The 23,648-nt window shown below is 68.7% G+C and carries 18 protein-coding genes and 1 pseudogene; 12 read left to right on the top strand and 7 right to left on the bottom strand.

Annotation, left to right across the window (positions count from 1 at the left end):
- Window positions 1–35: 35 nt before the first annotated feature.
- Window positions 36–1,451 carry a sigma-54-dependent transcriptional regulator gene (locus tag LHP98_RS08650; protein WP_227252132.1) on the bottom strand — a complete coding sequence of 472 codons (1,416 nt, stop codon included), beginning with the start codon at window positions 1,449–1,451 and terminating at the stop codon, window positions 36–38.
- Between the two features lie 126 nt (window positions 1,452–1,577).
- Window positions 1,578–3,470, bottom strand: a complete 1,893-nt coding sequence (locus tag LHP98_RS08645) for a propionyl-CoA synthetase (RefSeq protein WP_227252131.1) — start codon at window positions 3,468–3,470, stop codon at window positions 1,578–1,580.
- A 430-nt stretch (window positions 3,471–3,900) separates the two neighbouring features.
- Here LHP98_RS08645 and LHP98_RS08640 point away from each other — a divergent pair, with 430 nt between their 5' ends.
- The 6 genes from LHP98_RS08640 (at window position 3,901) to LHP98_RS08615 (ending at window position 10,017) form a co-directional block, all read left to right on the top strand.
- Window positions 3,901–5,001 carry a cupin domain-containing protein gene (locus LHP98_RS08640; RefSeq protein ID WP_227252130.1) on the top strand — a complete coding sequence of 367 codons (1,101 nt, stop codon included), beginning with the start codon at window positions 3,901–3,903 and terminating at the stop codon, window positions 4,999–5,001.
- Between the two features lie 74 nt (window positions 5,002–5,075).
- Window positions 5,076–5,468: a cytidine deaminase gene (locus LHP98_RS08635; protein WP_227252129.1), complete on the top strand. Its 393-nt coding sequence runs from the start codon at window positions 5,076–5,078 to the stop codon at window positions 5,466–5,468.
- On the top strand, window positions 5,468–6,775 hold the full coding sequence (locus LHP98_RS08630; protein ID WP_227252128.1) for a thymidine phosphorylase: 1,308 nt from the start codon (window positions 5,468–5,470) through the stop codon (window positions 6,773–6,775). The genes LHP98_RS08635 and LHP98_RS08630 overlap by 1 nt, the downstream gene beginning before the upstream one ends.
- A gap of 3 nt (window positions 6,776–6,778) precedes the next feature.
- Complete coding sequence (locus LHP98_RS08625; protein WP_227252127.1) at window positions 6,779–7,975, top strand: phosphopentomutase; 1,197 nt, start codon at window positions 6,779–6,781, stop codon at window positions 7,973–7,975.
- A gap of 134 nt (window positions 7,976–8,109) precedes the next feature.
- Window positions 8,110–8,742, top strand: coding sequence for a uracil phosphoribosyltransferase (gene upp, locus LHP98_RS08620; protein WP_227252126.1), 633 nt, complete (start codon window positions 8,110–8,112; stop codon window positions 8,740–8,742).
- 72 nt (window positions 8,743–8,814) lie between these two features.
- Window positions 8,815–10,017, top strand: a complete 1,203-nt coding sequence (locus LHP98_RS08615; protein ID WP_227252125.1) for an SPOR domain-containing protein — start codon at window positions 8,815–8,817, stop codon at window positions 10,015–10,017.
- Window positions 10,018–10,042: 25 nt separating this feature from the next.
- Here LHP98_RS08615 and LHP98_RS08610 read toward each other — a convergent pair whose 3' ends face one another.
- Window positions 10,043–11,062, bottom strand: coding sequence for a hypothetical protein (locus tag LHP98_RS08610; RefSeq protein WP_227252124.1), 1,020 nt, complete (start codon window positions 11,060–11,062; stop codon window positions 10,043–10,045).
- A 63-nt stretch (window positions 11,063–11,125) separates the two neighbouring features.
- Window positions 11,126–12,745 (bottom strand): AMP-binding protein, encoded by a 1,620-nt coding sequence (locus LHP98_RS08605; RefSeq protein ID WP_227252123.1) that lies wholly within the window; start codon window positions 12,743–12,745, stop codon window positions 11,126–11,128.
- A gap of 91 nt (window positions 12,746–12,836) precedes the next feature.
- Between LHP98_RS08605 and LHP98_RS08600 the strand changes: the two genes are divergently transcribed.
- Window positions 12,837–14,471, top strand: a complete 1,635-nt coding sequence (locus tag LHP98_RS08600) for a methyltransferase domain-containing protein (protein ID WP_227252122.1) — start codon at window positions 12,837–12,839, stop codon at window positions 14,469–14,471.
- Window positions 14,472–14,480: 9 nt separating this feature from the next.
- Here LHP98_RS08600 and LHP98_RS08595 read toward each other — a convergent pair whose 3' ends face one another.
- The gene (locus LHP98_RS08595; protein WP_227252121.1) at window positions 14,481–15,059 is read right to left on the bottom strand and encodes a thymidine kinase; all 579 of its coding nucleotides are present in this window, start codon (window positions 15,057–15,059) and stop codon (window positions 14,481–14,483) included.
- Window positions 15,060–15,444: 385 nt separating this feature from the next.
- Between LHP98_RS08595 and LHP98_RS08590 the strand changes: the two genes are divergently transcribed.
- Window positions 15,445–15,897 carry a hypothetical protein gene (locus tag LHP98_RS08590; protein WP_227252120.1) on the top strand — a complete coding sequence of 151 codons (453 nt, stop codon included), beginning with the start codon at window positions 15,445–15,447 and terminating at the stop codon, window positions 15,895–15,897.
- Here the strand turns inward: LHP98_RS08590 and LHP98_RS08585 are convergent.
- A complete protein-coding gene (locus LHP98_RS08585; protein WP_227252119.1) occupies window positions 15,890–17,212 on the bottom strand; it encodes a DEAD/DEAH box helicase in 1,323 nt (440 codons plus the stop codon). The genes LHP98_RS08590 and LHP98_RS08585 overlap by 8 nt on opposite strands.
- A 492-nt stretch (window positions 17,213–17,704) precedes the next feature.
- On the opposite strand from LHP98_RS08585, the pseudogene LHP98_RS19695 reads away from it, so the two are divergent.
- Window positions 17,705–17,860, top strand: a pseudogene (locus LHP98_RS19695) (HNH endonuclease); the annotation flags it as partial.
- A gap of 75 nt (window positions 17,861–17,935) precedes the next feature.
- On the top strand, window positions 17,936–18,415 hold the full coding sequence (locus LHP98_RS08575; RefSeq protein WP_227252536.1) for a hypothetical protein: 480 nt from the start codon (window positions 17,936–17,938) through the stop codon (window positions 18,413–18,415).
- Between the two features lie 10 nt (window positions 18,416–18,425).
- Here LHP98_RS08575 and carB read toward each other — a convergent pair whose 3' ends face one another.
- Window positions 18,426–21,755 (bottom strand): carbamoyl-phosphate synthase large subunit, encoded by a 3,330-nt coding sequence (gene carB / locus LHP98_RS08570; protein ID WP_227252118.1) that lies wholly within the window; start codon window positions 21,753–21,755, stop codon window positions 18,426–18,428.
- A gap of 165 nt (window positions 21,756–21,920) precedes the next feature.
- Here carB and LHP98_RS08565 point away from each other — a divergent pair, with 165 nt between their 5' ends.
- On the top strand, window positions 21,921–23,072 hold the full coding sequence (locus LHP98_RS08565; RefSeq protein WP_227252117.1) for an aminodeoxychorismate synthase component I: 1,152 nt from the start codon (window positions 21,921–21,923) through the stop codon (window positions 23,070–23,072).
- Entirely contained in the window at window positions 23,030–23,638 is a 609-nt protein-coding gene (locus tag LHP98_RS08560) for an aminotransferase class IV family protein (protein WP_413687634.1), read from the top strand. Before LHP98_RS08565 ends, LHP98_RS08560 begins: the two co-directional genes overlap by 43 nt.
- The last annotated feature ends 10 nt before the right edge of the window (window positions 23,639–23,648 follow it).

The raw sequence follows: 23,648 nt of genomic DNA, 5'->3' as shown, positions 1-23,648 counted from the left end.
AGAGGCTTGCGGCGCCCCGGCGCCGCGCCGCTGCTTCACCGCCGGTTCGACCAGGCGTCGAGCTTGCGATACAGCGTCGAGGGCGAGACCTCCAGTTCCCGCGCCGCGCGCGGGATCGAGCCGTCGTGGCGGGCAAGCGCCGCCTCGATGGCGCGGCGCTCGATCTCGGCAAGCGACAGCCCCGGCTCGGAAACCGGCACCAGGGCCGGGCGGGTCTCGGCGTCGCGCGGCAGGTCGAAGTTCAGCGCCGTGCCCGCCATCGCCAGCGGCAGCATCTCGGGCGTCACCGGCCCGCCGTCGTTCAGCACCACCGCGTTGCGCATCACGTTCAGAAGCTGGCGCACGTTGCCCGGCCAGTCCTGCGTCAGCAGAAAGGCCCGCGTCTCGGGCGCCAGGCCTTCGAACCGCTTGCCCTCCTCGGCTGCAAAACGCTCAAGTGCGGCCTCGGCGATCTCGATAATGTCGGGTCCGCGGTCGCGCAGGGGCGGCATGTGAACCGGCACGACGTAAAGCCGGTAGAACAGGTCCTCTCGGAAATGGCCCCGGCGCACGGCTTCCAGCGGGTCCCGGTTCGTCGCGCAGACGATGCGCACGTCCACCCGGCGCGGCTTGACTGCCCCGACCGGCTGGATCGTCGAGGTCTGCAGAAAGCGCAGCATCTTGGTCTGCAGGGGCAGGGCCATTTCGCAGACTTCGTCCAGGAACAGGGTGCCGCCATCGGCCGCCGCCGCCGCCCCCGGCTTGTCGGAAATCGCCCCGGTGAAGCTGCCCTTCATATGGCCGAAGACCTCACTTTCCAGCAGGTCCGGCGGGATCGCGCCGCAGTTCAGCGCGATGAAGGGGCCGTTTGCCCGGTTCGACCGCGCGTGCAGCGCCAGCGCCGCCAGTTCCTTGCCGGTGCCGCTTTCGCCGGTGATGAACACCGTCGCTTGCGACCGGGCCACCGAGGCGATGATCCGGTGAACCCGCTCCATCGCCTCGGACGAGCCGATGAAGGCGGCCCGTTCGGGCGGAACCGAGGCCAGATCGCCCGCCGGCTTGCGGCGTTCGGCCGGTGGCCGCGCCCCGGGCCTGGGTGCGGCCTCGCAGACGGTCTTCAGCGCGGTGAGCAGGCGGTCGGCGTCAAGCGGACGCAACAGCAGGTCGCGCGCGCCCGCCAGAGCGGTCGCCCCCCCGCTGTCGGTCGCCTCCGACGCGGCCAGTGCCAGAACCGCCAGGTCGGGCTTGGCCTGCAACATCTCGGCCAGCAGCGGACCGGCCGCGGACAGACCCAGGTCCAGAACCACGATCCGCGGGGTCAGCGCCCGGAACAGCCGCCGCGCATCCTCGGCCGTGGCTGCAAGCTGCAGCGTGAACCCCGCCGCCGCCAGCGACTGGCGCAGCGCCGCCTGTGGCAACGCCAGATCGCCCACCGCCAGGACCAGGGCCGGATCGGCGCGGCCCGGCGTCATCGCGCCCGCCCTCTTGCCTGATCGCTGCTCAGTGCCGTCATGCGTCTGGCCCCTGCTGCACGCCCACAGGCTGCCACGGGCGCGGGGCGCAAGTCCAGCCTCGCACCCGGTTTCCTGTCCGCGGCCCTAGCCGCGCGCCAGCCCCAGCGATTTCAGCGCCATGGCGATCTCGTCCAGGATCGCCGGGTCGTCGATCGTCGCCGGCATCTTCCAGGGCTGGCTGTCGGCGATCTTGACCATGGTCCCGCGCAGGATCTTGCCAGAGCGCGTCTTCGGCAACCGGTCCACCACCACCGCGCGCTTGAAGTCGGCGACCGGGCCGATGCGCTCGCGCACCAGCTTGACGCATTCCTTCACCACATCGTCATGGTGCCGGTTCGACCCCTTGTTGAGGCACAGGAAGCCCAGCGGCGACTGCCCCTTCAACTCGTCCGCCACCCCGATCACCGCGCATTCGGCCACGTCGCGGTGGCTGGCCAGCACCTCTTCCATCGCCCCGGTCGACAGCCGGTGCCCGGCGACGTTGATCACGTCGTCGGTGCGCGCCATGATGTAGAGATAGCCGTCCTCGTCGATGTAGCCGGCATCACCGGTCTCATAGTAGCCGGGGAAATGGGCAAGGTAGGACTTGCGGAACCGGTCGTCCGCGTTCCACAGCGTGGGCAGGGTGCCGGGGGGCAGCGGCAGCTTGACCGCGATGGCGCCCAGCGTGCCGGGGCCCATCGGGTGGCCGCCCTCGTCCAGCACCTGCACGTCATAGCCGGGCATGGCCACCGACGGAGAGCCGATCTTGACCGGCAGCGCCTCGATCCCCATCGGGTTGGCGGCGATCGCCCAGCCGGTCTCGGTCTGCCACCAGTGGTCGATCACCGGCACCTTCAGATGCTTTTGCGCCCAGAGGATGGTGTCGGGGTCGGCCCGCTCGCCCGCCAGATACAGCGTCCTCAGCGTCTTCATGTTGTAGTCGGTGACCAACTCGCCCGCCGGATCGTCGCGCTTGATCGCCCGCAACGCGGTGGGCGCGGTGAACAGCGCCTTCACCTTGTTCTCGCTGATCACCCGCCAGAAGGTGCCGGCATCCGGCGTGCCCACCGGCTTGCCCTCGAACACCACCGTGGTGCAGCCCGCCAAGAGCGGCGCATAACAGATGTAGCTGTGCCCGACGACCCAGCCCACGTCGCTGGCGGCCCAGAACACGTCGCCCGGGCCACAGTCATAGATCGCGCGCATGGTCCACATCAGCGCCACCATGTGGCCGCCGGTCGGGCGCACCACGCCCTTCGGCGCGCCGGTGGTGCCGCTGGTGTACAGGATATAGGCCGGGTGATCGCCCTCGACCGGCACGCAATCGGCCGGTTCCACGCCGAACTGGAAGGTGTGCCAGGCCACGTCGCGGCCCTCGACCAGCTTGGCCACTTCCTGCTCGCGCTGGAAGATCACGCAGAAGTCGGGCTTGTGTTCGGCCATGTCGATGGCGGCATCCAGCAGCGGCTTGTAGTGAACGATCCGGTTCGGCTCGATCCCGCAAGAGGCGGCGATGATCGCCTTGGGCGTGCAGTCGTCGATCCGCACCGCCAGTTCGTTCGCCGCAAAGCCGCCGAACACCACCGAGTGGATTGCGCCCAGCCGCGCACAGGCCAGCATCGCCTCCAGCGCCTCGGGGATCATCGGCATGTAGATGATGACGCGGTCGCCCTTTTCCACGCCCTTGGCGCGCAGCGCACCGGCCAGGCTGGCGACGCGGGCCTGCAGTTCCTTGTAGGTGATGCCCTTGCGCAGATGCGTGACCGGGCTGTCATGGATGATCGCCAGCTGGGCGCCGCGTCCGGCCAGCACATGCCGGTCCACCGCGTTCCAGCAGGCATTGGCGACGCCATCGGTAAACCACTCGTAGAGCGGCGCGCGGCTGTCGTTCAGGGCGGTGGTCGGCTTGCGCACCCAGTCGATGGCCCCCGCAGCATCCATCCAGAATCCCTCCGGATCGGTCTTCCAGCGCGCATAGATCTCGGCGTATCCCATCAGCCAGCCCTCCTCCCAAAGCGCTTCCCTGTTACGGCAGGCCCCCCTGCCGCGCAACAATGTTACCGGGAACAACGTACGGCTGTGACAAAATGTTTGCAGGATTTCGCGTATTCAGCTTGCGAATTTTTGCAAAGCCCAGGTTTCCGCGAAACCTGCCGCGAACTGCGGCCGATTTTGCAAAGTTGCCCGCCGCCCCGCCGGCCCCCGATTCCCCTCGGCCCTGCCTTCCTCTCTGAGAAATATCCCACGGGGGTGCGGGGGTGTGAAACCCCCGCCGCGACGCCTGCCGGCGCGCGCCGAGGCCTTGATGGTTTAACGTTGAACTATCGGCTGACCCTGGTCATCGACCGGCCCTGGCAGCAAACGCCGCGGCTTGCAAATCGCCGGAGCCGCCCGCACCATGGGAGCAAAGACCAGGGAGAGAGACATGACGGACACGCGCGCCGAAATCCGGCTGCCGACGAAGGAACTGCGCGATGACCTGCCGTTCTATACCGGGACGCTGGGGATGCGGCTGGACATGATCTATCCGGCCGACAACCCGCAGATCGCGGTGGTCTCGGGCCACGGGCTGCGCCTGCGGATCGAGAAGGGCGCGCCGGAAGGCCCCGGCACCATCCGCATCCTGACCGAAGCCCCCGACGCTTTTGCCGGCGGCCTGCGCGAACTGACCGCGCCGAACGGCACCCGCGTCGAGATCGACGAGCTGAACCCGCCCCTCGTCCTGCCCGCCACCGAACATGCCTTCGTGGTGCGGCGGCTGGCCGACAGCGCGCCCTGGGTGATCGGCCGGGCGGGGATGGAATACCGCGATCTGGTGCCCTCGCGCCTGGGCGGCGCGATGATCGCCAGCCACATCCGGGTGCCCGACGGCCCGGTGCCCGACATGGTGCATTACCACAAGGTCGGCTTCCAGCTGATCTTCTGCGTCGCCGGCTGGGTCGACGTGCTGTACGAGGACCAGGGCGGCCCGCTGCGCATCCATGCCGGCGACTGTTTCATCCAGCCGCCCGGCATCCGCCACAAGGTGCTGCATTCCGAAGGCGTGCAGGTGGTGGAAATCGGCGTGCCGGCCGAACACCTGACCGAGATCGACCACGAGATGACCCTGCCCACCCCGCAACTGCGCCCCGACCGCGAATGGGACGGCCAGCGCTTCGTGCATGACATCGGCGACAAGGGCGTCTTCGCCGCGTTCCGCATTCCGGGCTTCGAGGCCCGCGATACCGGGGTGAACGCCGCCACCAAGGGGGTGGCCAGCGTGCTGGTCGCGCGGCCGCTGGACAATGCCTTCGCCGCACCCTCGCCCTGGACGGTGCATGAGGGCGATATCCTCTTCAGCTTCGTGATCTCGGGCCACATGGTGCTGGAAGGGCAGGGGAAGGACCCGTTCCGCCTGTCGCCCGGCGATGCCTTCGTCATCCCGCCGGGCCTTGCGACCCGCTACGCCGAGCCGACCGAGGACCTGCAACTGCTTGAGGTCACCCTGCCCGGCAACCCGCCCACCCGCGCCGTGCCCGCACCCTGACCCGCGCGCCCGGCTTGCACTCGGCCCGGCGCAGGGCCACAGTCGGGGCAACAAGACCGGGCGGAGGCGCAGGCATGGATCTTCTGAAGGCCGCAACCGAGGTGCGCGAGCACGCCTGGGCGCCCTATTCACGTTTCAAGGTGGGGGCGGCGATCCGCGCCGCCTCGGGCCGCGTCTATGTCGGCTGCAACGTCGAGAACGTGGCCTATCCCGAGGGCACCTGCGCCGAGGCCGGCGCCATTGCGGCCATGGTGGCCGGCGGCGATACCGTGATCGAAGAGGTCTGCGTGATCGCCGACAGCCCCGAGCCGGTGCCGCCCTGCGGGGGCTGCCGCCAGAAGATCGCTGAATTTGCGGCGCAGGGGGTGCGGGTGACCCTGGCCACGACCCAGGGCAAGCGCAAGGTGATGACGGTGGCCGACCTGTTGCCCGGCGTGTTCTCGGCCGCGCATATGGGCCGGGCCTGATGGACGCGCGCCTGATCATCGCCAAGCTTCGCGACGGGGTGCCGCCGTCGGCGGACGAGATCTCCTGGTTCGCGCAGGGCCTGGCGTCGGGGGCTGTCACCGATGCCCAGGCCGGGGCCTTTGCCATGGCCGTGCTGCTCAAGGGCCTGGGCGAGGCGGGCCGCGTCGCCCTGACCCGCGCCATGCGCGACAGCGGCAAGGTCATGGCCTGGGACCTGCCCGCCCCGGTGGTGGACAAGCATTCCACCGGCGGGATCGGCGACTGCGTGTCCTTGTTGCTGGCCCCGGCGCTGGCGGCCTGCGGGGCGATGAACCCGATGATCTCGGGCCGCGGACTGGGCCACACCGGCGGCACGCTGGACAAGCTCGAGGCGATTCCCGGCTTCCGCACCGGCCTGAGCGAGGCCGATTTCCGCACCCAGGTGGCCCGGATCGGCTGCGCCATCGTGGCGGCCTCGGCCGACCTCGCGCCTGCCGACAAGCGGCTCTATGCCATCCGCGACGTGACCGGCACGGTGGAAAGCATCGACCTGATCACCGCCTCGATCCTGTCGAAGAAACTGGCGGCGGGGCTTGAGGCGCTGGTGCTGGACGTGAAATGCGGCTCGGGTGCGTTCATGAAGACGCTTGACGATGCCGAAGCGCTGGCGCGGGCGCTGGTCGGCACGGCGCAGGGGGCGGGCTGCATGACCGCGGCGCTGATCACCGACATGTCGCAGCCGCTGGCCACCGCGGCCGGCAATGCGCTTGAGGTGATCGAGGTGATGGAGACGCTGACCGGCACCTCGGTCAACGTGGCGCTGCGCGACCTGACGGTGGCGCTGGGCGGCGAGGTGCTGGCGCTGGCGGGGCTGGCGGCGGATGCCGAGGATGGTGGCGGCCGAATCTCCCGGGCGCTGGAAAGCGGCGCGGCGGCCGAGCGTTTCGGCCAGATGGTGGCGGCGCAGGGCGGGCCGGCGGATTTCGTCGAGCGCTGGCCAGACCGGCTGCCGGCCGCTCCGGTGGTGCGCGAGGTGCCGGCGCTGGCCGATGGCTATGTGGCGGCGATCGACGGCCAGGTGCTGGGCAATGCCGTGGTGCACCTGGGCGGCGGCCGGCTGCGCGAAGGCGACAAGGTCAACCCCTCGGTCGGCCTGTCGGACCTGGCGGGAATCGGCGAGGAAACCGGCGCGGGCGTGCCCATCGCGATGGTGCATGCCGCCAGCGATGCGGCGGCCGAGGCCGCGGTAAAGGCGGTGCAGGCGGCCTACCGGATTGTCCCGGATGTGCCGGACGAGCCGCCCCTGGTGATGAAGAGGATCGCCTGAAAGATGGCACGGGCGTTTCTGATCGTGATGGATTCGGTCGGTGCCGGTGGCGCGCCGGATGCGGCGGCCTTCGGCGACGAGGGCGCAAACACCCTGGGACATATCGCGGCGGCCTGTGCTGCCGGCCAGGCAGAAGAGGGGCGGTCGGGCCCCTTGCGGATGCCCAACCTTGACGGGCTGGGGCTGGGGGCGGCGGTGCGGCTGGCCTCGGGCGCGGCGATGGAGGGGTTTGCGGCGGTGCCTCGGGGCCTGTGGGGCGCGGCCGAAGAGGTGTCCCGCGGCAAGGACACGCCCTCGGGGCATTGGGAACTGGCCGGCGTGCCGGTGCCCTGGGACTGGACCTACTTCCCGAAGACGGTGCCGGCCTTTCCGCCCGACCTGGTGGCGCTGGTCTGCAAGCTGGCCGGCACAGCCGGCATCCTGGGCAACTGCCACGCCTCGGGCGTGCCGATCATTGCCGAGCATTGCGAAGCGCATCTGCGGACCGGCTGGCCGATCTGCTATACCAGCGCCGACAGCGTGTTCCAGATCGCCGCGCATGAAGAGGCCTTCGGGCTGGACCGGCTGTTGCAGCTGTGTGCCGACCTGGCCCCGCATCTGCATGCGATGAAGGTCGGCCGGGTGATCGCGCGGCCCTTCACCGGCACATGCGGCGACTTCCACCGCACCGCCAACCGGCACGACTATGCCATCGCGCCGCCCTCGCCCACGCTCCTGGACTGGGTGCAGGGCGCGGGGCGACAGACCCATGCCATCGGCAAGATCGGCGACATCTTCTCGATGCGGGGGGTGGGTCAGCTCTGGAAGGGCAAATCCGACGCTGACCTTTTCGAACATCTGGTGCGGTTGGGGGCGAAGGCCAAGTCAGGTTCCTTGACCTTTGCGAACTTTGTCGAGTTCGACAGCCTGTATGGCCACCCGCGCGACGTGTCGGGCTACGCGCGCGCGCTTGAATGGTTCGATGCCGCGCTGCCGCGGTTCCTGGCCACCCTGCGGCCCGGCGATCTGGCGATCTTCACCGCCGACCACGGCAACGACCCCACCTGGCACGGCACCGAGCACACCCGCGAGCGGGTTCCGGTGGTGGGCTGGGGCGCCGTCCCGCGCAGGATCGGGCTGCGCGGCTTTGTCGATGTGGCGGCCTCGGTGGCGAGACACCTGCAGGTCGTGCCGCAGGGGGCGGGCCGGAGCTTCCTCTGACCGGACGCCCCGGGGGCGCTGCCCCCGGACCCCCGGGGTATTTGGGCCAAGATGAAGCGGCGGGCGGCGGGGTGCGCTTGACGGCGTCCGTCGCGGCGTCGATACCGGGGCAGGATCGCTGAGGAGGGCTGCCCATGCTGGATCATCTGACCGTCGTCACCCACCCGCTGGTGCAGCACAAGCTGAGCCTGATGCGCGACAAGGACACCTCGACCGCCAGTTTCCGCAAGCTGCTGCGCGAGATCAGCCTGCTTCTGGCCTATGAGGTCACCCGCGAGCTGCCGATGACGACCCGCCGCATCGAGACCCCGCTCTGCGAGATGGACGCCCCCGTCATCGAGGGCAAGAAACTGGCGCTGGTCAGCATCCTGCGGGCCGGCAACGGCCTTCTGGACGGCATCCTTGAGTTGATCCCGGCCGCCCGGGTGGGGTTTGTCGGGCTTTACCGCGACCCCGAGACGCTGCACCCGGTGCAATACTACTGCAAGCTGCCCGACCAGCTGGAGGACCGGATTTCCATCGTGGTCGATCCGATGCTGGCCACCGGCAATTCCAGCGCCGCCGCGGTGTCGCTACTGAAGAAGGCCGGGGCCAGGCAGATCCGGTTCCTCTGCCTTCTGGCGGCGCCCGAGGGCATTGCCCGGATGAAGGAGGCGCATCCCGACGTGCCGATCGTTACTGCGGCGGTGGACAGCCACCTGAACGACCACGGCTATATCGTGCCGGGCCTGGGCGACGCCGGCGACCGGATGTTCGGCACCAAGTAGCGGCCCGGCGCGCAGCCTCTTTACTCGCTCAAGCGGTTGTTCCACACTTGCGCGACTGCTTGGGGGTCGTTCATGTTCGGGAAAGTTCTGTCGGCGGCCTGCCTCGCCGCTGTGTGTGCCGCCGCGCCGGCCTTGGCCCAGCTCAGGGAGCCGGCCGAAGTGCCGCCCAGTTCCTACAAGGGCCAGCAATACGTCGACAGCGCCGGCTGCGTGTTCTTGCGCGCGGGCTTCGGCGGCAAGGTGACCTGGGTGCCGCGGGTGACGCGCGACCGCAAGCAACTGTGCGGCTATCCGCCCTCGGGCGCCCCCGTGGCCCCGACCGAAATGGCGGGCGCTGCATCTGCAGCCCCCGCGCCGGCCCCGAATCCGACTCTGGCCCCGGCTCCGGCCGACACCGCGATGGCGGCGGCCGAGCCGGCGCCGAAGCCGGTGGCCAAGACCACGGCCAAGGCGAAGGCAAAGCCCCGGGCCGGGGTTGAGACGGTCAGGCTGGTGCCCGAGGCCCCGCCGCCGGGGGCCGATCTGCGCCTGGCCTGCCCGGCCGACACGCCGGTCGCGCAGCGGCTCAAGCTGCGCGGCGGCGGCTCCAAGGTGATGTGCACCCGGGGCGACGGGTCGCTGGACGGGGCCAGCCTGCCGATCCTGGTCGACGGCAGCCTGGACGGGGTTCCGGTCGGCTATGCCGCCTGGGCGGCCGATGGCGGCGCGGCTTCTGGCGAGGTGACGGCGACCGCCGGCGCTGGCGCGGGGGCGGTGGATAAGACTTCGGACAAGCTGCCTGCGGGCGTGCCGCCGCCGGGCTACAAGCTGGCCTGGACGGATGACCGACTGAACCCGAACCGCGGCAAGCAGACCGTCGACGGCGTCTATCAGCAGGACGAGGTCTGGACCCGGACGGTGCCGGCCGAACTGCGCGAAGACTGGCAAAAGCCGAAGCCCCCGCTGACAGTGATCGTGCGCCACCGGGACGGAAGCACCTCCGAGCATGAGGGCGTGGTGGTCTCGACCAAGTCGGACGGGCGTCGCGTGGTGCAGATCGGCGAAGCTTCGGCCGGGCGGCTGATGGTGCAGGTCGGCACCTTCGGCGTGCCCTCGAACGCCGAAGGCGCGGCCGGGCGGCTTGGCGCCCTGGGCCTGCCGGTGGCACGCGGGTCGCTCAAGGGTGGGGCGCTGACGGTGGTCTATGCCGGACCCTTCGCCTCGGCGGCCGAGGCGGGGGCGGCGCTGGCGGCCGCCCGCAAGGCCGGCTTCAGCGATGCGATGATCGTCCGCTAGGCCGGCGGCGCGGCGGCCTGGCGGTTCAGTCGCTGCAGACCGATTGCAGGGAGATCCAGTCGTCGTCGGGCAACAGCGGGCTGGGCATCAGACCACGGTAGGGATCGCCCTCCAGCAGGCCGGCGGTGGCCTTGCCCGAAGGATCGCGCCAGCGGGCATAGGCCGAGAGCGGCACCTGTGCGTCCCTTGCGGCCTGGATCAGCGTGGCATCGGCCAGCGGCGGCGGGGCGGCGCTCAGGAAAGCCTCGCCATAGCCCGCCAGCGCCGCGGCGGGCAACTCGCCCGAGGTGAGCAGTTCGAAGCTTGCCCGCAGCCCGGCGTGGTCAAGGATCGGCAGCAGCGGGTCATCGCCCCGTGCGGCCACGCCTTCCGCCAGGGCGGCAGCGGCCAGTGCCTCGGGGGTGTCGGTCTCGACCAGACTTCCTGGCAGCAGGATCACGCCGCCGGGCAGGTGGGCGGGGCGCAGCAGGCCTTCGGGCAGCAGGTAGAGGATCGGCGTGTCCTCGGGGCCGAAGACCCGTTCCGAAAGCTTGGCCAGCGCCGGTAGCCCCAGCGCCCCGTCGCAGGGCGCGCCGGTCAGGCGGGTGACGTCGTCCAGCGCGCGCTGGCCGATCTCGGCCCGCTTGGCCGCCGGCACCACGCTGGCGGTGTGGGTCTTCAGCACCCCCGGCAGAACCAGCACCGCGACCAGCAGGATTGCCAGCGTGGTGCCGCCGATCAGCACCGCCCGCAGCCGGCCTGGCCGCGGCGTGGCCTGGCGCACCGCCGCCTGCACCGTCTTCAAGGCGGCGATCATGTCGTCGTCGGTCAGTTCCAGGGTCTCGGCCGTCTCTTCGCCCGGGGCGAACAGCGCCGGCCGCTCGCCCGGGTTGCGCCGCACCACCGCCGGCAGCGACCAGTGGCTCAGCACGGCCTCGGACCGCGGGTCGGTCAGCATCAGCGTGGCCTCGCCCAGCCGGACGACCACCTCTTGCCGCTGGCCACCCGCAGCCTCGCGCCAAAGCCCCGAGGTCTCTAGCCGCTGATACTTCTTCAGTGCCGTCATCGGCCCCTGCCAGCCCCGTTCCCTGCCCCGGGGAACCTTAGCCGCCGCCGCCGCAGGGCACAATCAGATCAGCTTGGCCACCGCGCGCAGTTCGAACTTCTGGATCTTGCCGGTGCTGGTCTTCGGCAATTCGTGAAAGATCACGTGCTTGGGCGTCTTGAACCCGGCCAGCAGGTCCCGGCAATGCGCGATCAGCTCCGCCTCGGTCGCCGATTGCCCCGGCTTCAGCTCGACAAAGGCACAGGGCACCTCGCCCCACTTCTCGTCGGGCTTGGCCACCACGGCGCAAAGGTTCACCGCCGGGTGTTTCATCAGCGCGCCCTCGACCTCGACCGAACTGACGTTCTCGCCGCCCGAGATGATGATGTCCTTGGCCCGGTCGGTGATCTGCAGATAGCCGTCGGGGTGCTGCAGCGCGATGTCGCCCGACCGGAACCAGCCGCCCTTGAAGGCCTCGGCGGTGGCTTCGGGGTTGCGGTAGTAGCCCTTCATCACCAGGTTGCCGCGCATCGCGATCTCGCCCAGGTGATGGGCGTCGCGCGGCACCGGCACGCCGTGGGTGTCATGCGCTTCGGCGCCCTCCAGCATCGCCATCCGCACGCCTTGCCGCGCCTTGTAGTCGGCCCGCCGGGCGCCCTCGGTCCCGTCCCAGTCGGGCTGCCACAGGCATTCGGTCGAAGGTCCGTAGGTCTCGGTCAACCCGTAGACCTGGGTCACGTTGAACCCCAAGGGCTCGAACGCCGCCAGCGTTGCGGCGGGCGGAGGGGCGCCGGCGGTGAACACCTCGACGATATGCGAAAATTCGCGCCGCTCCTCGGGTCTTGCGTTCACCATCGTGTTCAACACGATCGGCGCGCCGCCGAAATGGGTGACGCCTTCGTCGGCGATGGCATCGTAGATCGCCTTCGCCGTCACGTCGCGGCAGCAGACCAGGGTGCCGCCCAGCATCGGCAGCATCCAGGTGTGGCACCAGCCGTTGCAGTGGAACAGCGGCACGATGGTCAGGTAGACCGGGAACAGCGTCATCCGCCAGCCGATGGCATTCGCCGTGGTCGCCAGATAGGCGCCGCGGTGGTGGTAGACCACACCCTTGGGCCGCCCCGTGGTGCCGCTGGTGTAGTTGATCGCCAGCGATTCCCATTCATCCTCGGGCATCAGCCAGTCGAACCCGGGATCGCCCTTTTCCAGCAGTCCCTCATAGGTCAGGTAGTGACCCGAGGCCTGGTGCCCGTGGTCCACCACCTCGATGATCTGCGGCGCAGCGCCGTCCATCTTGCGGATCGCCTGCTCGGCCAGCGCGATGAAGGCGCTGTCGCACAGCACCAGCTTGGCCCCGGCATGGCCGAAGATATAGGCCACCGTGTCCACGTCCAGCCGGGTGTTGATGGTGTTCAAGACCGCCCCGCAGGCCGGCACGCCGAAATGCGCTTCGGCCTGGGCGGGGATGTTCGGCAACAGCGTCGCCACCACGTCGCCCGGCCTTATGCCGCGCCGGGTAAGCGCGCTGGCCAGAAGCGTCACCCGCGCCGCATAGTCCGCATAGCTGAGTCGCCTGTCCTTCCAGACCACCGCCGTCCGTTCGGCAAAGACATCCGCCGCGCGTTTCAGATGCGACAGCGGCGTCAGCGGCACATGGTTCGCCGCGCACTTGCCCAACCCCGTCTCGTCGGCCAGCCAGCCCATCTCTTCTCCTCCCCCGCATGTCGCTTTCAAGCGCGCAGTCCGCAGGTTAGCAGGCTTGACTGCGGACGGAAGCGAAGGATTTTCCGCAATCATGGCCCAGGCCGACAGAACGCTTTTTGCCGCCGGGCTGATCCTGATCTATGCCACGGTCATCGGCTTCACCGACAATTATGTCCGGGTGATCGCGGCCGAGGCGGGCCTCTGGCAATTCCACGTCACCCGGGCCGTGATGGCGCTTGCGCTGCTGGGGCTGATGATGCCGCTTCTGGGCCTGCGGCTGCGACCGGTCAGGCTGCGGTCGGTGGTGGCGCGGTCGGCGATCCATGGCACCGCGATGCTGATCTACTTCGGCGCGCTGGCCTTCCTGCCGGTGGCCATCGTCGCTGCCGGCCTGTTCACCGCGCCGATCTTCGTGCTGCTGATCTCGCGCTTCGTCTACGGCCACCGCATCGGCCCCATCCGCATCCTGGCCGTGGCCGCGGGTTTCCTGGGCGTCATCCTGGTGCTTGGCCCCGAGGCCCTGTCCGGCGCCTCGCTGGCGGCCGTGCTGCCGGTGGCAGCGGGCGCCATGTATGCCCTGGGCAACATCGCCACCAAGGAGTGGTGCGCCGAGGAAAGCGCCGAGACCCTGCTGGCGGGGTTCTTCACCGCGCTGGGCCTGTTCGGCCTGATCGGCATGGCGGTGCTGGCCGTCCTGCCGGTGGTCGCGCCGGCGGGGCCGGAGGGGTTCCTGATGCGCGGGCCGGTCTGGCCCTCTTCGACCTTCTATTTCTGGACCTTCATCCAGGCCACCGGCTCGCTTCTGGGCGTCGGGATGATGATCCGGGCCTACCAGATTGCCGATGCCGGCCGGGTCAGCGTGCTGGAATACGTCATCCTGCCCGCCTCGGCCTTCTGGTCCTGGGCGATCTGGGGCGAAACGCTGTCGGCCCTGGCCTGGATCGGCATGGCGCTGATCGTGGTCGCCGGGCTGATGATCGCGCTGCGGGCGCGGGCCGGCAAGGCGGCCCATGCCTGCCCCGACACGGCCGAGGATCACGCCGCCCCCGCCTTCGACCCGCCCGAGGAGGAAGCCGCCCCGATGCCCCGCCCCGCCCTGATCCGCCCCGACCTGATCCGCCCCGACCTGGCCCGCTGGAACAGCCGCTTCGACACCGCCGATTTCGTCTTTGGCGAGGGGCCCAACACGTTTCTCGCCCGTCACGCCGCGGACCTGCCCGCGGGCAAGGCCCTTTGCGTCGCCGATGGCGAGGGCCGCAACGGCGTCTGGCTGGCGGCGCGGGGCTGGCAGGTGACCAGCCTTGATTTCTCGGCCGTGGCGCAGCGCAAGGCGGCCGATCTGGCCACCCGCCATGGCGTGACGCTGCATCTGGTCGAGGCCGACGTGCATGACTGGCCCTACCCCGAGGCCGCCTTCGACCTCGTGGTCGACGTGTTCTCGCAGTTCAGCACGCCCCAGCAGCGGGCGCGCAAATGGGAGGGGATGCTGCGCGCCCTGCGCCCCGGCGGCGCGCTGATCGTGGTCGGCTACACGCCGCGGCAACTGCTCCACCGCACCGGCGGCCCCTCGGAAGAGGCGAACCTCTACACCCCCGCGCTGTTGCGCGACGCCTTCGGCGACCTTCGGATCGACCTGCTTGAGGAGACCGAAGAGGTGCTGGACGAAGGCGCGGGCCATTCCGGCCTGTCGGCCGTGGTTGGCCTTGTTGCCACCAGACCGGCCTGAAACGGCGGTCTACTTGCCCATCGCCTCGCGCCAGTGCTTGCGGCACAGGCTCTGGTAGGTCTCGTTGCCGCCGATCACCACCTGCTCGCCGGTCTTCAGCGCCCGCCCGTCCGGCCCTTTGCGGACCACCATCGTCGCCTTGCGGCCGCAATGGCAGATGGTGCGGACCTCGCGCATCTCGTCGGCCCAGGCCAGCAGTGCGGCCGATCCGGGGAACAGGTTGCCCTGGAAATCCACCCGCAGCCCGTAGGCCATGACCGGCACCTTCAGGTCATCGACCACGCGGGCCAGTTGCCAGACCTGATCCTGCGACAGGAATTGCGCCTCGTCGATGAAGACGCAGGCGACCGGCCCTTGCGCCATCCGGGCCAGGATCTTGGCGAACATGTCTTCGCCAGGCTCGAAGGTATCGGCATCCGCGCCGATCCCGATCCGGCTGCCGATCCGTCCCACCCCCGCGCGGCCATCGAAGCGCGCGGTGATCAGATAGGTCTCCATGCCACCTTCGCGGTAGTTGTGGGCCGCCTGCAGAAGCAGGGTCGATTTGCCCGCATTCATGGTCGAATAATGGAAGTGAAGCTTGGCCATGCCCCCGCCTACCGCCGCAAAAAGCGGCACGCAAGCCTGCGCGAGCGGGTGGGGGCCGCGTTCCGGTGGTGGCATGAAACGACACGGTCCGGAAAGACACGGGCGGGGGTGCGTCGGGCCTGAAACCATCCACGCGACCGGCAAGCGCCGGTCAAACCATTCACTCGAACCAGACCCGCCAACTGCAAAGTTGCCTGACCCACGCCCCGAAGGACACGTGCACGGCGAACCCCCACCCTAAGCCGATGCTGGGGACACCGGCCACTCGCTACAGTCCCGGTTGCCCGGAACGTCTTTATCCATGACAAAGACTTGTTGCGGGATTAATGGGAAAATCGATGGTGTTTTCCCCGAACGAGTCGCCGCAAAGGCGCGGAGGCGCAGGATGTCGACAGCAAGCTATCTCAAGAAGCACACCGAAGCCCTGGTGAAGGACGTGGGCATCGAGGCAGCCTGCGCGATCACCGGCAAGTCGAAGGCGACGCTGGGCCGCTACTATTCGGACAGCGACGAGCATGACGACCGTTTCATGCCGATCGACGTGGTGGCCGAGCTGGAGTCCGCCGCGCGCTTTCCGCATGTGACGGCGGCGCTGTGCGACCTGCGCGGCATCACCCTCAGCTACGATGCCGAGAAGCGCAACGCCGCGTCCAAGGGGGTGAACCAGGACGTGGTCGCCCTGGCGCAGCGCTTTGCCATGCTGATGAGCGAATACAACTCGGCCATCGGCGACGGCCGGATCACCATCAACGAGGCCAAGCGGATGCTGCGCGAGACCCTGGCCATCCAGCAGGTGCTGCTGGAGATGAAGCTGAACCTGGAAGACGAGGTCAGCTAGTCCGGCTGCGCTTCGGGGCCTGCCCGCCGCCTGCCGCCCGCGGCTTGGGCGCCTGCGGCCGGCCAGCCGGCTTTGGCCCCGACTTCGCCGGGTTCTTGGTCTGCTGCTGGCCCTGGCGCCCGCCGCCCTGCGCCCGCTGCCCGCGGTTCTGGCCGGGCCGCGGCGCTGCCGCCACCACATCGGCCGCCCAGGGCGCGCCGCCGATCACCGGGATCACCTTTTTCAGGATCTTCTCGATGGCCTGCAACTCACCCATCTCGGCCGGGGCGCAGAAGCTGATGCTGGAGCCATTGGCCCCCGCCCGCGCCGTGCGGCCGATGCGGTGGACGTAGTTTTCCGGCACGTTGGGCATGTCGTAGTTGTAGACGTGGCGCACCGTGGGAATGTCGATGCCGCGCGCGGCGACGTCGGTGGCGACCAGCACGTCCAGTTCCTCGGCGCGGAATTCGGCCAGCACCCGGTCACGCTGGCCCTGGCTGCGGTTGCCGTGGATGGCGCCGACCTTGAAGCCCCAGACGCCCAGCACCTTGGCCAGCTTGTCGGAGCCGTGCTTGGTGCGGCAGAACACCAGCGCTTGTTCGCCTTCATGCGTCTTGAGGTAGGTCTCCAGCAGCTTGGCCTTGTCGCCGTTGGGAATGAAATGCACCGCCTGAGACACCTTCTCGGCCGGCTTGCCGGGGGGGGCCACCTGCACCTTGACCGGGTCGCGCAGGTAGGTGGCGGCGATCTCGTCGATGTCCTTGGGCATGGTGGCGCTGAACATCAGGGTCTGGCGCCGCAGGGGAATGTGCTTGGCGATCCGGCGCAGGGCGTGGATGAAGCCCATGTCCAGCATGTGGTCGGCCTCGTCCAGCACCAGATAGCCGCATTTCTCAAGGGAGACATCGCCGCGGTCGATCAGGTCCTGCAGCCGGCCGGGGGTGGCGACCAGCACGTCGGCCCCGCGCACCAGCGCCTGCGACTGCTTGTTGATCGAGGCCCCGCCGACCACCATGACCACCTTGATCGCGGTGCCCTTGGTGAAGATCTCCAGATGCTCGCGGATCTGGTTGGCCAGTTCCCGGGTGGGCACAAGGATCAGCGCGCGCACGTTCTTGGGGCCGGGGGGATGCCCGATGTCGAGCAGGCGGTGCAGCAGCGGCAGGCCAAAAGCAGCGGTCTTGCCGGTGCCGGTCTGCGCCAGGCCCAGCAGATCCTTGCCGGCCATGATCGCGGGGATCGCCTGCGCCTGGATCGGCGTCGGCACCCGCATCACGGTTTTCTCAAGGGCTTTCAGCAGTTTGGGCGAAAGGCCCAGGGCTTCGAAGGTGGTCATGTCAGGTCCGTTCCGTCAGAGGGCAAACGACCCTCGTCGCCAGGGAACCCCGGTGACCGTGCCGCTTGCGGCGCCCCTGCGTGATGGTGGGAACCTGGTGTCCGGGCCAGAAGGTGCTCACGCGGCACGGGCATCGGACCGGTCGGAGATGGGCCTTCCGGCGCGACAAGTCAAGCGCCGCGTGGGACGGGACGCCCAGAGGGCCGGAGAGCGACCGTCCAGTGGACGGTCGCCCGGCCCGATTGCCCGCAGGCCGTGAGGCCGCAGGGCAAGGGGGGTGCGGCTGGGTCTGCGGGTTGGAAATCGGGACGCGCCTGCCTGGGCGGGCGCGGAACGCGCCTGCCGAGGGGCAGGCAGGCGCGGCCCGATTTGTCGCGGGACAAATCGGGCGGGGTAGGCGACTTTTGGCATGTGACGTCTAGCCCTTTTCGCCTATGCTGACGTGCAGCTAAGAGTGCGCCAGACCTTGACCACAGCGAGTTGTTGCTGTCCATGCCTTGCCTTTTTTGCCGTTCAAATACCGAGCCAGCGGACCGACGTGAGCATATTGTTCCGGAGTCTCTGGGAGGCGATGATTCTTTTTGCGCGCCTAAAGGTTCAGTCTGCAATCGATGCAATCAGTACTTTGGAACTACGGTTGAGCGTGAGGCGCTGGATGACTATCCGTTCAATATTCTGAGGATATCGAATGGCATCATCACAAAGCGTGGAAAATGGGCTTCGATGAAATCAGATCTTGGGAGACTCAGCGCATCCCCTTGGAAGAATACTATTGGTCTCGATCCAAAGAACGTTGAAATTGAAAACAGAATTCTTTCTGGCGGCTTAGACAGAATGCTTGTCTACGCTGAGCCCAGAAAGCCAGTCGCACAATGTCGGCTACTCATCAAGATGGGACTCGAGGCTGTTTCATTCGCAGATGAAGCCTTCGCCCAAAGAGACAAATACAACGCCGCAAGAAGTTTTGCCCGATCACCGAGACGAGGTGATCGCTGGTGGTATTTGATTTGTGGAACTCATCTGCTAAACGATGACGATGGATCAGCTTCGGCAACACTCTTACACGTAGAGGACCGCTGGAACATGCTTCACTTTCATATCGGCAGTTTTGACTTCTTTGTTCCGCTAACAAAAGAGATCTTACCGACTGATTTGGAGAAATTGCCAGAACCGGATTATCGATTTGTCGAAGTGCGGGTTTAGTTACGCAAACTTACCCCTGCAACGTCCTAACCCCATACCCTTCGCCCCGCGCCTTCATCGCCTCCACGGCCGCGATGCTCGCCGCGGCCGTGGTGAAGTAGGGGATCTTGTCCATCAGGGCGACGCGGCGGATGTCTCGGCTGTCGGAAACGGCCTGGGTGCCGTCGGTGGTGTTCAGCACCAGGGCGATGTCGCCGTTCTTCAGGCGGTCGACGATGTTCGGGCGGCCTTCGTAGACTTTGGCGACGCTTTCGCTGGGCACTCCGTGCCCGCTTAGCCAGGTGGAGGTGCCGCGGGTGGCGACGATCTGGAAGCCCATCGCCACGAGGTCGCGGGCGGCGGCCGCAAGGGGCTCGGTCTTGTCCGTGTCCTTGACGGACAGGAAGACGCGGCCGGTTTCGGGCAGGTGGGTGCCTGCGCCCATCTGGGCCTTGAGGAAGGCCAGCGCGAAGGTGCGGTCCCAGCCCATCACCTCTCCGGTCGAGCGCATTTCCGGGCCGAGGAGCGGGTCGACGCCGGGGAAGCGGGCGAAGGGGAGGACGGCCTCTTTGACGCTGAACCAGGGCGTGATCGGGTCGGCCAGCGTCATCGGGTCGGCCAGCGGCAGGGGGCTGTCGGGGCCGACATCGGCGGCGTAGGGCGCGCGCATGGGGAAGTTCGACAACGGCTCACCCGCCATCAGGCGGGCGGCGATGCTGGCGATGGCGCTGTCGGTGGCCTTGGCCACGAAGGGCACGGTGCGGCTGGCGCGGGGGTTCACCTCCAGCACGTAGATCACCCCGTCCTTGATGGCGAACTGCACGTTCATCAGCCCGACGACGTTCAGCGCGCGGGCCATCTGGACGGTCTGGCGCTTCAGCTCCTCGACCGTGGCGGCGGAGAGCTGGTGCGGCGGCAGGCAGCAGGCGCTGTCGCCGGAATGGACGCCGGCCTCTTCGATATGCTCCATGATGCCCGCGACGTGGACGTTGGTGCCGTCCGACAGGGCGTCGACATCGACCTCGACGGCGCCGGAAAGGTAGCTGTCCAGCAGCACCGGGCTGTCGCCCGAGACCTGCACGGCGGTGGTGATGTAGCGTTCCAGCTGCTCATCCGAGCGGACGATCTCCATCGCGCGGCCGCCGAGGACGAAGCTGGGACGGATGACCAGCGGATAGCCGACGTCGCGCGCCACGGCGAAGGCCTGGTCGCGCGAGCGGGCGGTGCCGTTGTGGGGCTGGCGGAGGCCAAGGGCGTGAAGGAGGCCCTGGAACCGCTCGCGGTCCTCGGCCAGGTCGATGGCGTCGGGGGTGGTGCCGAGGATCGGGATGCCGCTTTCGTGCAGGGCGTTGGCGAGTTTCAGGGGCGTCTGGCCGCCGAACTGGACGATCACGCCGTGCAGCGTGCCGTTTTCCTGTTCCACGCGCAGGATTTCCAGCACGTGTTCCAGCGTCAGCGGTTCGAAATACAGCCGGTCCGAGGTGTCGTAGTCGGTCGAGACGGTTTCCGGGTTGCAGTTGACCATGATGGTCTCATAGCCCGCCGCGGTCAGGGCAAAGCAGGCGTGGCAGCAGCAGTAGTCGAACTCGATGCCCTGGCCGATGCGGTTGGGGCCGCCGCCGAGGATGACCACCTTTTTCGCGGCCGAGGGGCGGGATTCGCATTCCACGTCGCCCATCGCGGGGGATTCGTAGGTGGAATACATGTAGGGGGTCTGGGCCTCGAACTCGGCGGCGCAGGTGTCGATGCGCTTGAAGACGGCGCGGACGCCGAGGCGTTGCCGGGCCCGGCGGATTTGCGCCTCGTCGCGGCCGGTCAGCTTGGCGAGGCGGGCGTCGGTGAAACCCATCATTTTCAGCGCGCGCAGGGCTTCGGCGGTGACGGGCAGGCCATCGCGGCGGATTTGCGCCTCGGTTTCGATGATCTCGCGGATGCGGGCCAGGAACCAGGGGTCGAAGGCGGTGATGGCTTCGATCTCGTCGTTCGACAGTCCGTGGCGCATGGCCTGGGCGATGGTGCGCAGCCGGTCGGGGGTGGCCAGGCTGAGGGCCTTGGAGATGGCGGCCTTGTCGGGCGCGCCGGGGATGGCGATCTCGTCGAAGCCGGTGAGGCCGGTTTCCAGGGACGCCAGGGCCTTTTGCAGGCTTTCGTGGATGGTGCGGCCGATGGCCATCGCCTCGCCCACCGATTTCATCGCGGTGGTGAGGTTGGGTTCCGAGCCGGGGAATTTCTCGAAGGCGAAGCGGGGGATCTTGGTCACGACATAGTCGATGGAGGGTTCGAACGAGGCGGGGGTGACCTTGGTGATGTCGTTGTCAAGCTCGTCCAGCGTGTAGCCGACGGCCAGCTTGGCGGCGATCTTGGCGATGGGGAAGCCGGTGGCTTTCGACGCCAGTGCGGAACTCCGCGACACGCGGGGGTTCATCTCGATCACGACCATGCGGCCGTCCGCCGGGTTGATCGCCCACTGCACATTCGAGCCGCCGGTTTCCACCCCGATCTCGCGCAGGACGGCGATGCTGCCGTTGCGCATGATCTGGTATTCCTTGTCGGTCAGCGTCAGGGCGGGCGCCACGGTGATGGAATCGCCGGTGTGCACGCCCATCGGATCGACGTTCTCGATGGAACAGACGATGATGGCATTGTCGGCCTTGTCGCGGACCACCTCCATCTCGAATTCCTTCCAGCCGAGGAGGGATTCATCGACCAGAACCTGCGCCACGGGCGAGGCTTCGAGGCCGGATTTCACGATGGCCTCATAGTCGTCGCGGTTGTAGGCGACGCCGCCGCCGGTGCCGCCCAGGGTGAAAGCGGGGCGGATGATGGCGGGCAGGCCGACGTATTCGATGGCGGCCAGCGCCTCGGCCACGCCGGCGGCGATGTCATACTTGCCGTCGGCCTTCTTCGGGGCGGCGATGATGGTTGCCTTGGGGTTTTCAAGCCCGATCCGGTCCATCGCCTCGCGGAACAACTTGCGATCTTCTGCCATTTCGATGGCCGGGCGCTTGGCCCCGATCAGTTCCACGTTGAACTTATCCAACACGCCCATGTCGGCCAGCGCCAGGGCGGTGTTGAGGCCGGTCTGCCCGCCCATGGTGGGCAGGATGGCGTCGGGGCGTTCCTTCTCGATGATCTTGGCGACGACTTCGGGGGTTATCGGCTCGATATAGGTCGCATCGGCCAGCCCTGGGTCGGTCATGATGGTGGCGGGGTTCGAGTTCACCAGGATGACGCGGTAGCCTTCCTCGCGCAGCGCCTTGCAGGCCTGGGCGCCGGAGTAGTCGAACTCGCAGGCCTGGCCGATGACGATGGGGCCTGCGCCGATAATCATGATCGAATGGATGTCTGTCCGCTTCGGCATGGTCGGCCCCCATCTGTCGCGCAAAATTGTGCGGGTTATAGACAGGCGCGGCCCGGGCGCAAGGGGCAAAGGCGCCTGTCGGGAACGGCGGCCGGGGTGTCTGCGGCGGGCTGGATCGGGGCGGTGGATGGGCCTATTGCTGGGGGTCCGAAAGGGGGGCGCGCGGTGATCCTTGTCGAACATGGGCCAGAGGGGAGGCCGGCGGCCTTTGACCGGCCGCGTGAGGTGATCATCGCTGAACAGGGGGCCGAGGTGGCGCCGGCGCTGGCGCGGGCCGAGGCGGTACGGGCGGCGGGGGCCTGGGTGGCAGGCTATGTGGGCTATGAGGCCGGCTATGCGCTGGAGGCCCGGTTGCGGCGGCGGATGCCGCGGCGGCGGGCGGGGCCGCTGCTGGCGCTGGGGGTGTATGACGGGCCGGTGTCGGCCGAGGCGGTGCTGGCGCGGGCGGCCGAGGAGGGGCGGGGCACCTGGATGACGGCGCCCGAGCCGGTGGTGGGGCGGCGGGCCTATGGCCGGGCGGCGGCGCGGGTGCTGGAGTACATCGCGGCGGGCGACTGCTATCAGGTGAACCTGACCTTTCCGATGCGGGCGCGGCTGGTGTCGGGGACTGCGCTGGGGCTCTATGGCGCGCTCCGGCGGACCGGGGCGGTGGGGCACGGGGCCTTTGTCGATCTGGGGGTGGGGCCGGTGGTGGTGTCGCGCTCGCCCGAGCTGTTCTTTCGGGTGGACGGCGGGCGGATCGTCACCCGGCCGATGAAGGGCACGCGGCCGCGGGGGGCGGATGCAGCCGAGGACGCGGCGATCGTGGCCGAGTTGCGGGCGGCCGGGAAGGACCGGGCCGAGAACCTGATGATCGTGGATCTTCTGCGCAACGACATCTCGCGGCTGGCGAAGGTGGGGTCGGTGCGGGTGCCGTCTTTGTTCGCCGTCGAGACCTATGCGACGGTGCATCAGATGACGTCCACGGTCGAAGGCGTTCTGGCGGGGCCGGTGGGGCTGCCGGGGCTGATGGGGGCCTTGTTCCCCTGCGGCAGCGTGACCGGGGCGCCGAAGATCCGGGCGATGGAGATCATCCGCGAGGTGGAGCCGTTCCCGCGCGGCGTCTATTGCGGCGCGGTGGGGTGGATGGCGCCGGACGACGGATCAGGCTTCGGGCGGGCGGATTTCAGCGTGGCGATTCGGACGCTGGCCGTCAGCGGGTCGGACATCGTGATGAACGTGGGCGGTGGCGTGGTGCATGGGTCCACCGCCGAAGGAGAATGGGAGGAGGCGCTGTGGAAAGCGCGCTTCGTGAAGGCGGCGGTGCGCCGGGGCTGAGGCTGATCGAGACGGTGCTGTGGGATGGCACGGCCGCCCCGCGCTGGCCGCTGCATGCGGCGCGGCTGCGGCGCAGCGCGGGATGGCTGGGCTGGGCCTGCCCCGAGGTGGTGCCGGCAGGGCCGGATCATCCGGCGCGGCTGCGGCTGACGCTGGATGCCTTTGGCGCGGTGCTCTGGGAGGTGGCGGCGCTGCCCCCGGTCAAGGCCGAGTGGCGCGTGGGGCTGGCGGCCGAGCGGTTGTCGTCGGGTGATCCGTGGTTGCGGGTGAAGTCCACAAGGCGGGGGGCCTATGACCGGGCGCGGGCGTCGCTGGCGGCGGGGCTGGACGAGGTCTTGTTCCTGAACGAGCGGGGCGAGGTTTGCGACGGGTCGATCACCTCGGTCTTCTTTGATCGCGGCCAGGGGCTGCGGACGCCGCCCTTGTCTTGCGGGCTGTTGCCGGGGGTGCTGCGGGCCGAGGTCGGCTGCCCCGAGGAGGTGCTGGCTGCAGAGGATCTGCCGCGGGTGCGGCTGTGGCTGGGCAATGCGCTGCGGGGGCTGATCCCGGCGCGCTGGGCCGGCTGACCGCCGGGGG

Source organism: Rhodobacter sp. Har01, from assembly GCF_020564565.1.
In the GTDB taxonomy this organism is placed as follows: Bacteria; Pseudomonadota; Alphaproteobacteria; order Rhodobacterales; family Rhodobacteraceae; genus Pseudogemmobacter.
Note: the sequence above shows the minus strand (reverse complement) of the source record. Positions and strands in the feature narration are given on the sequence as shown.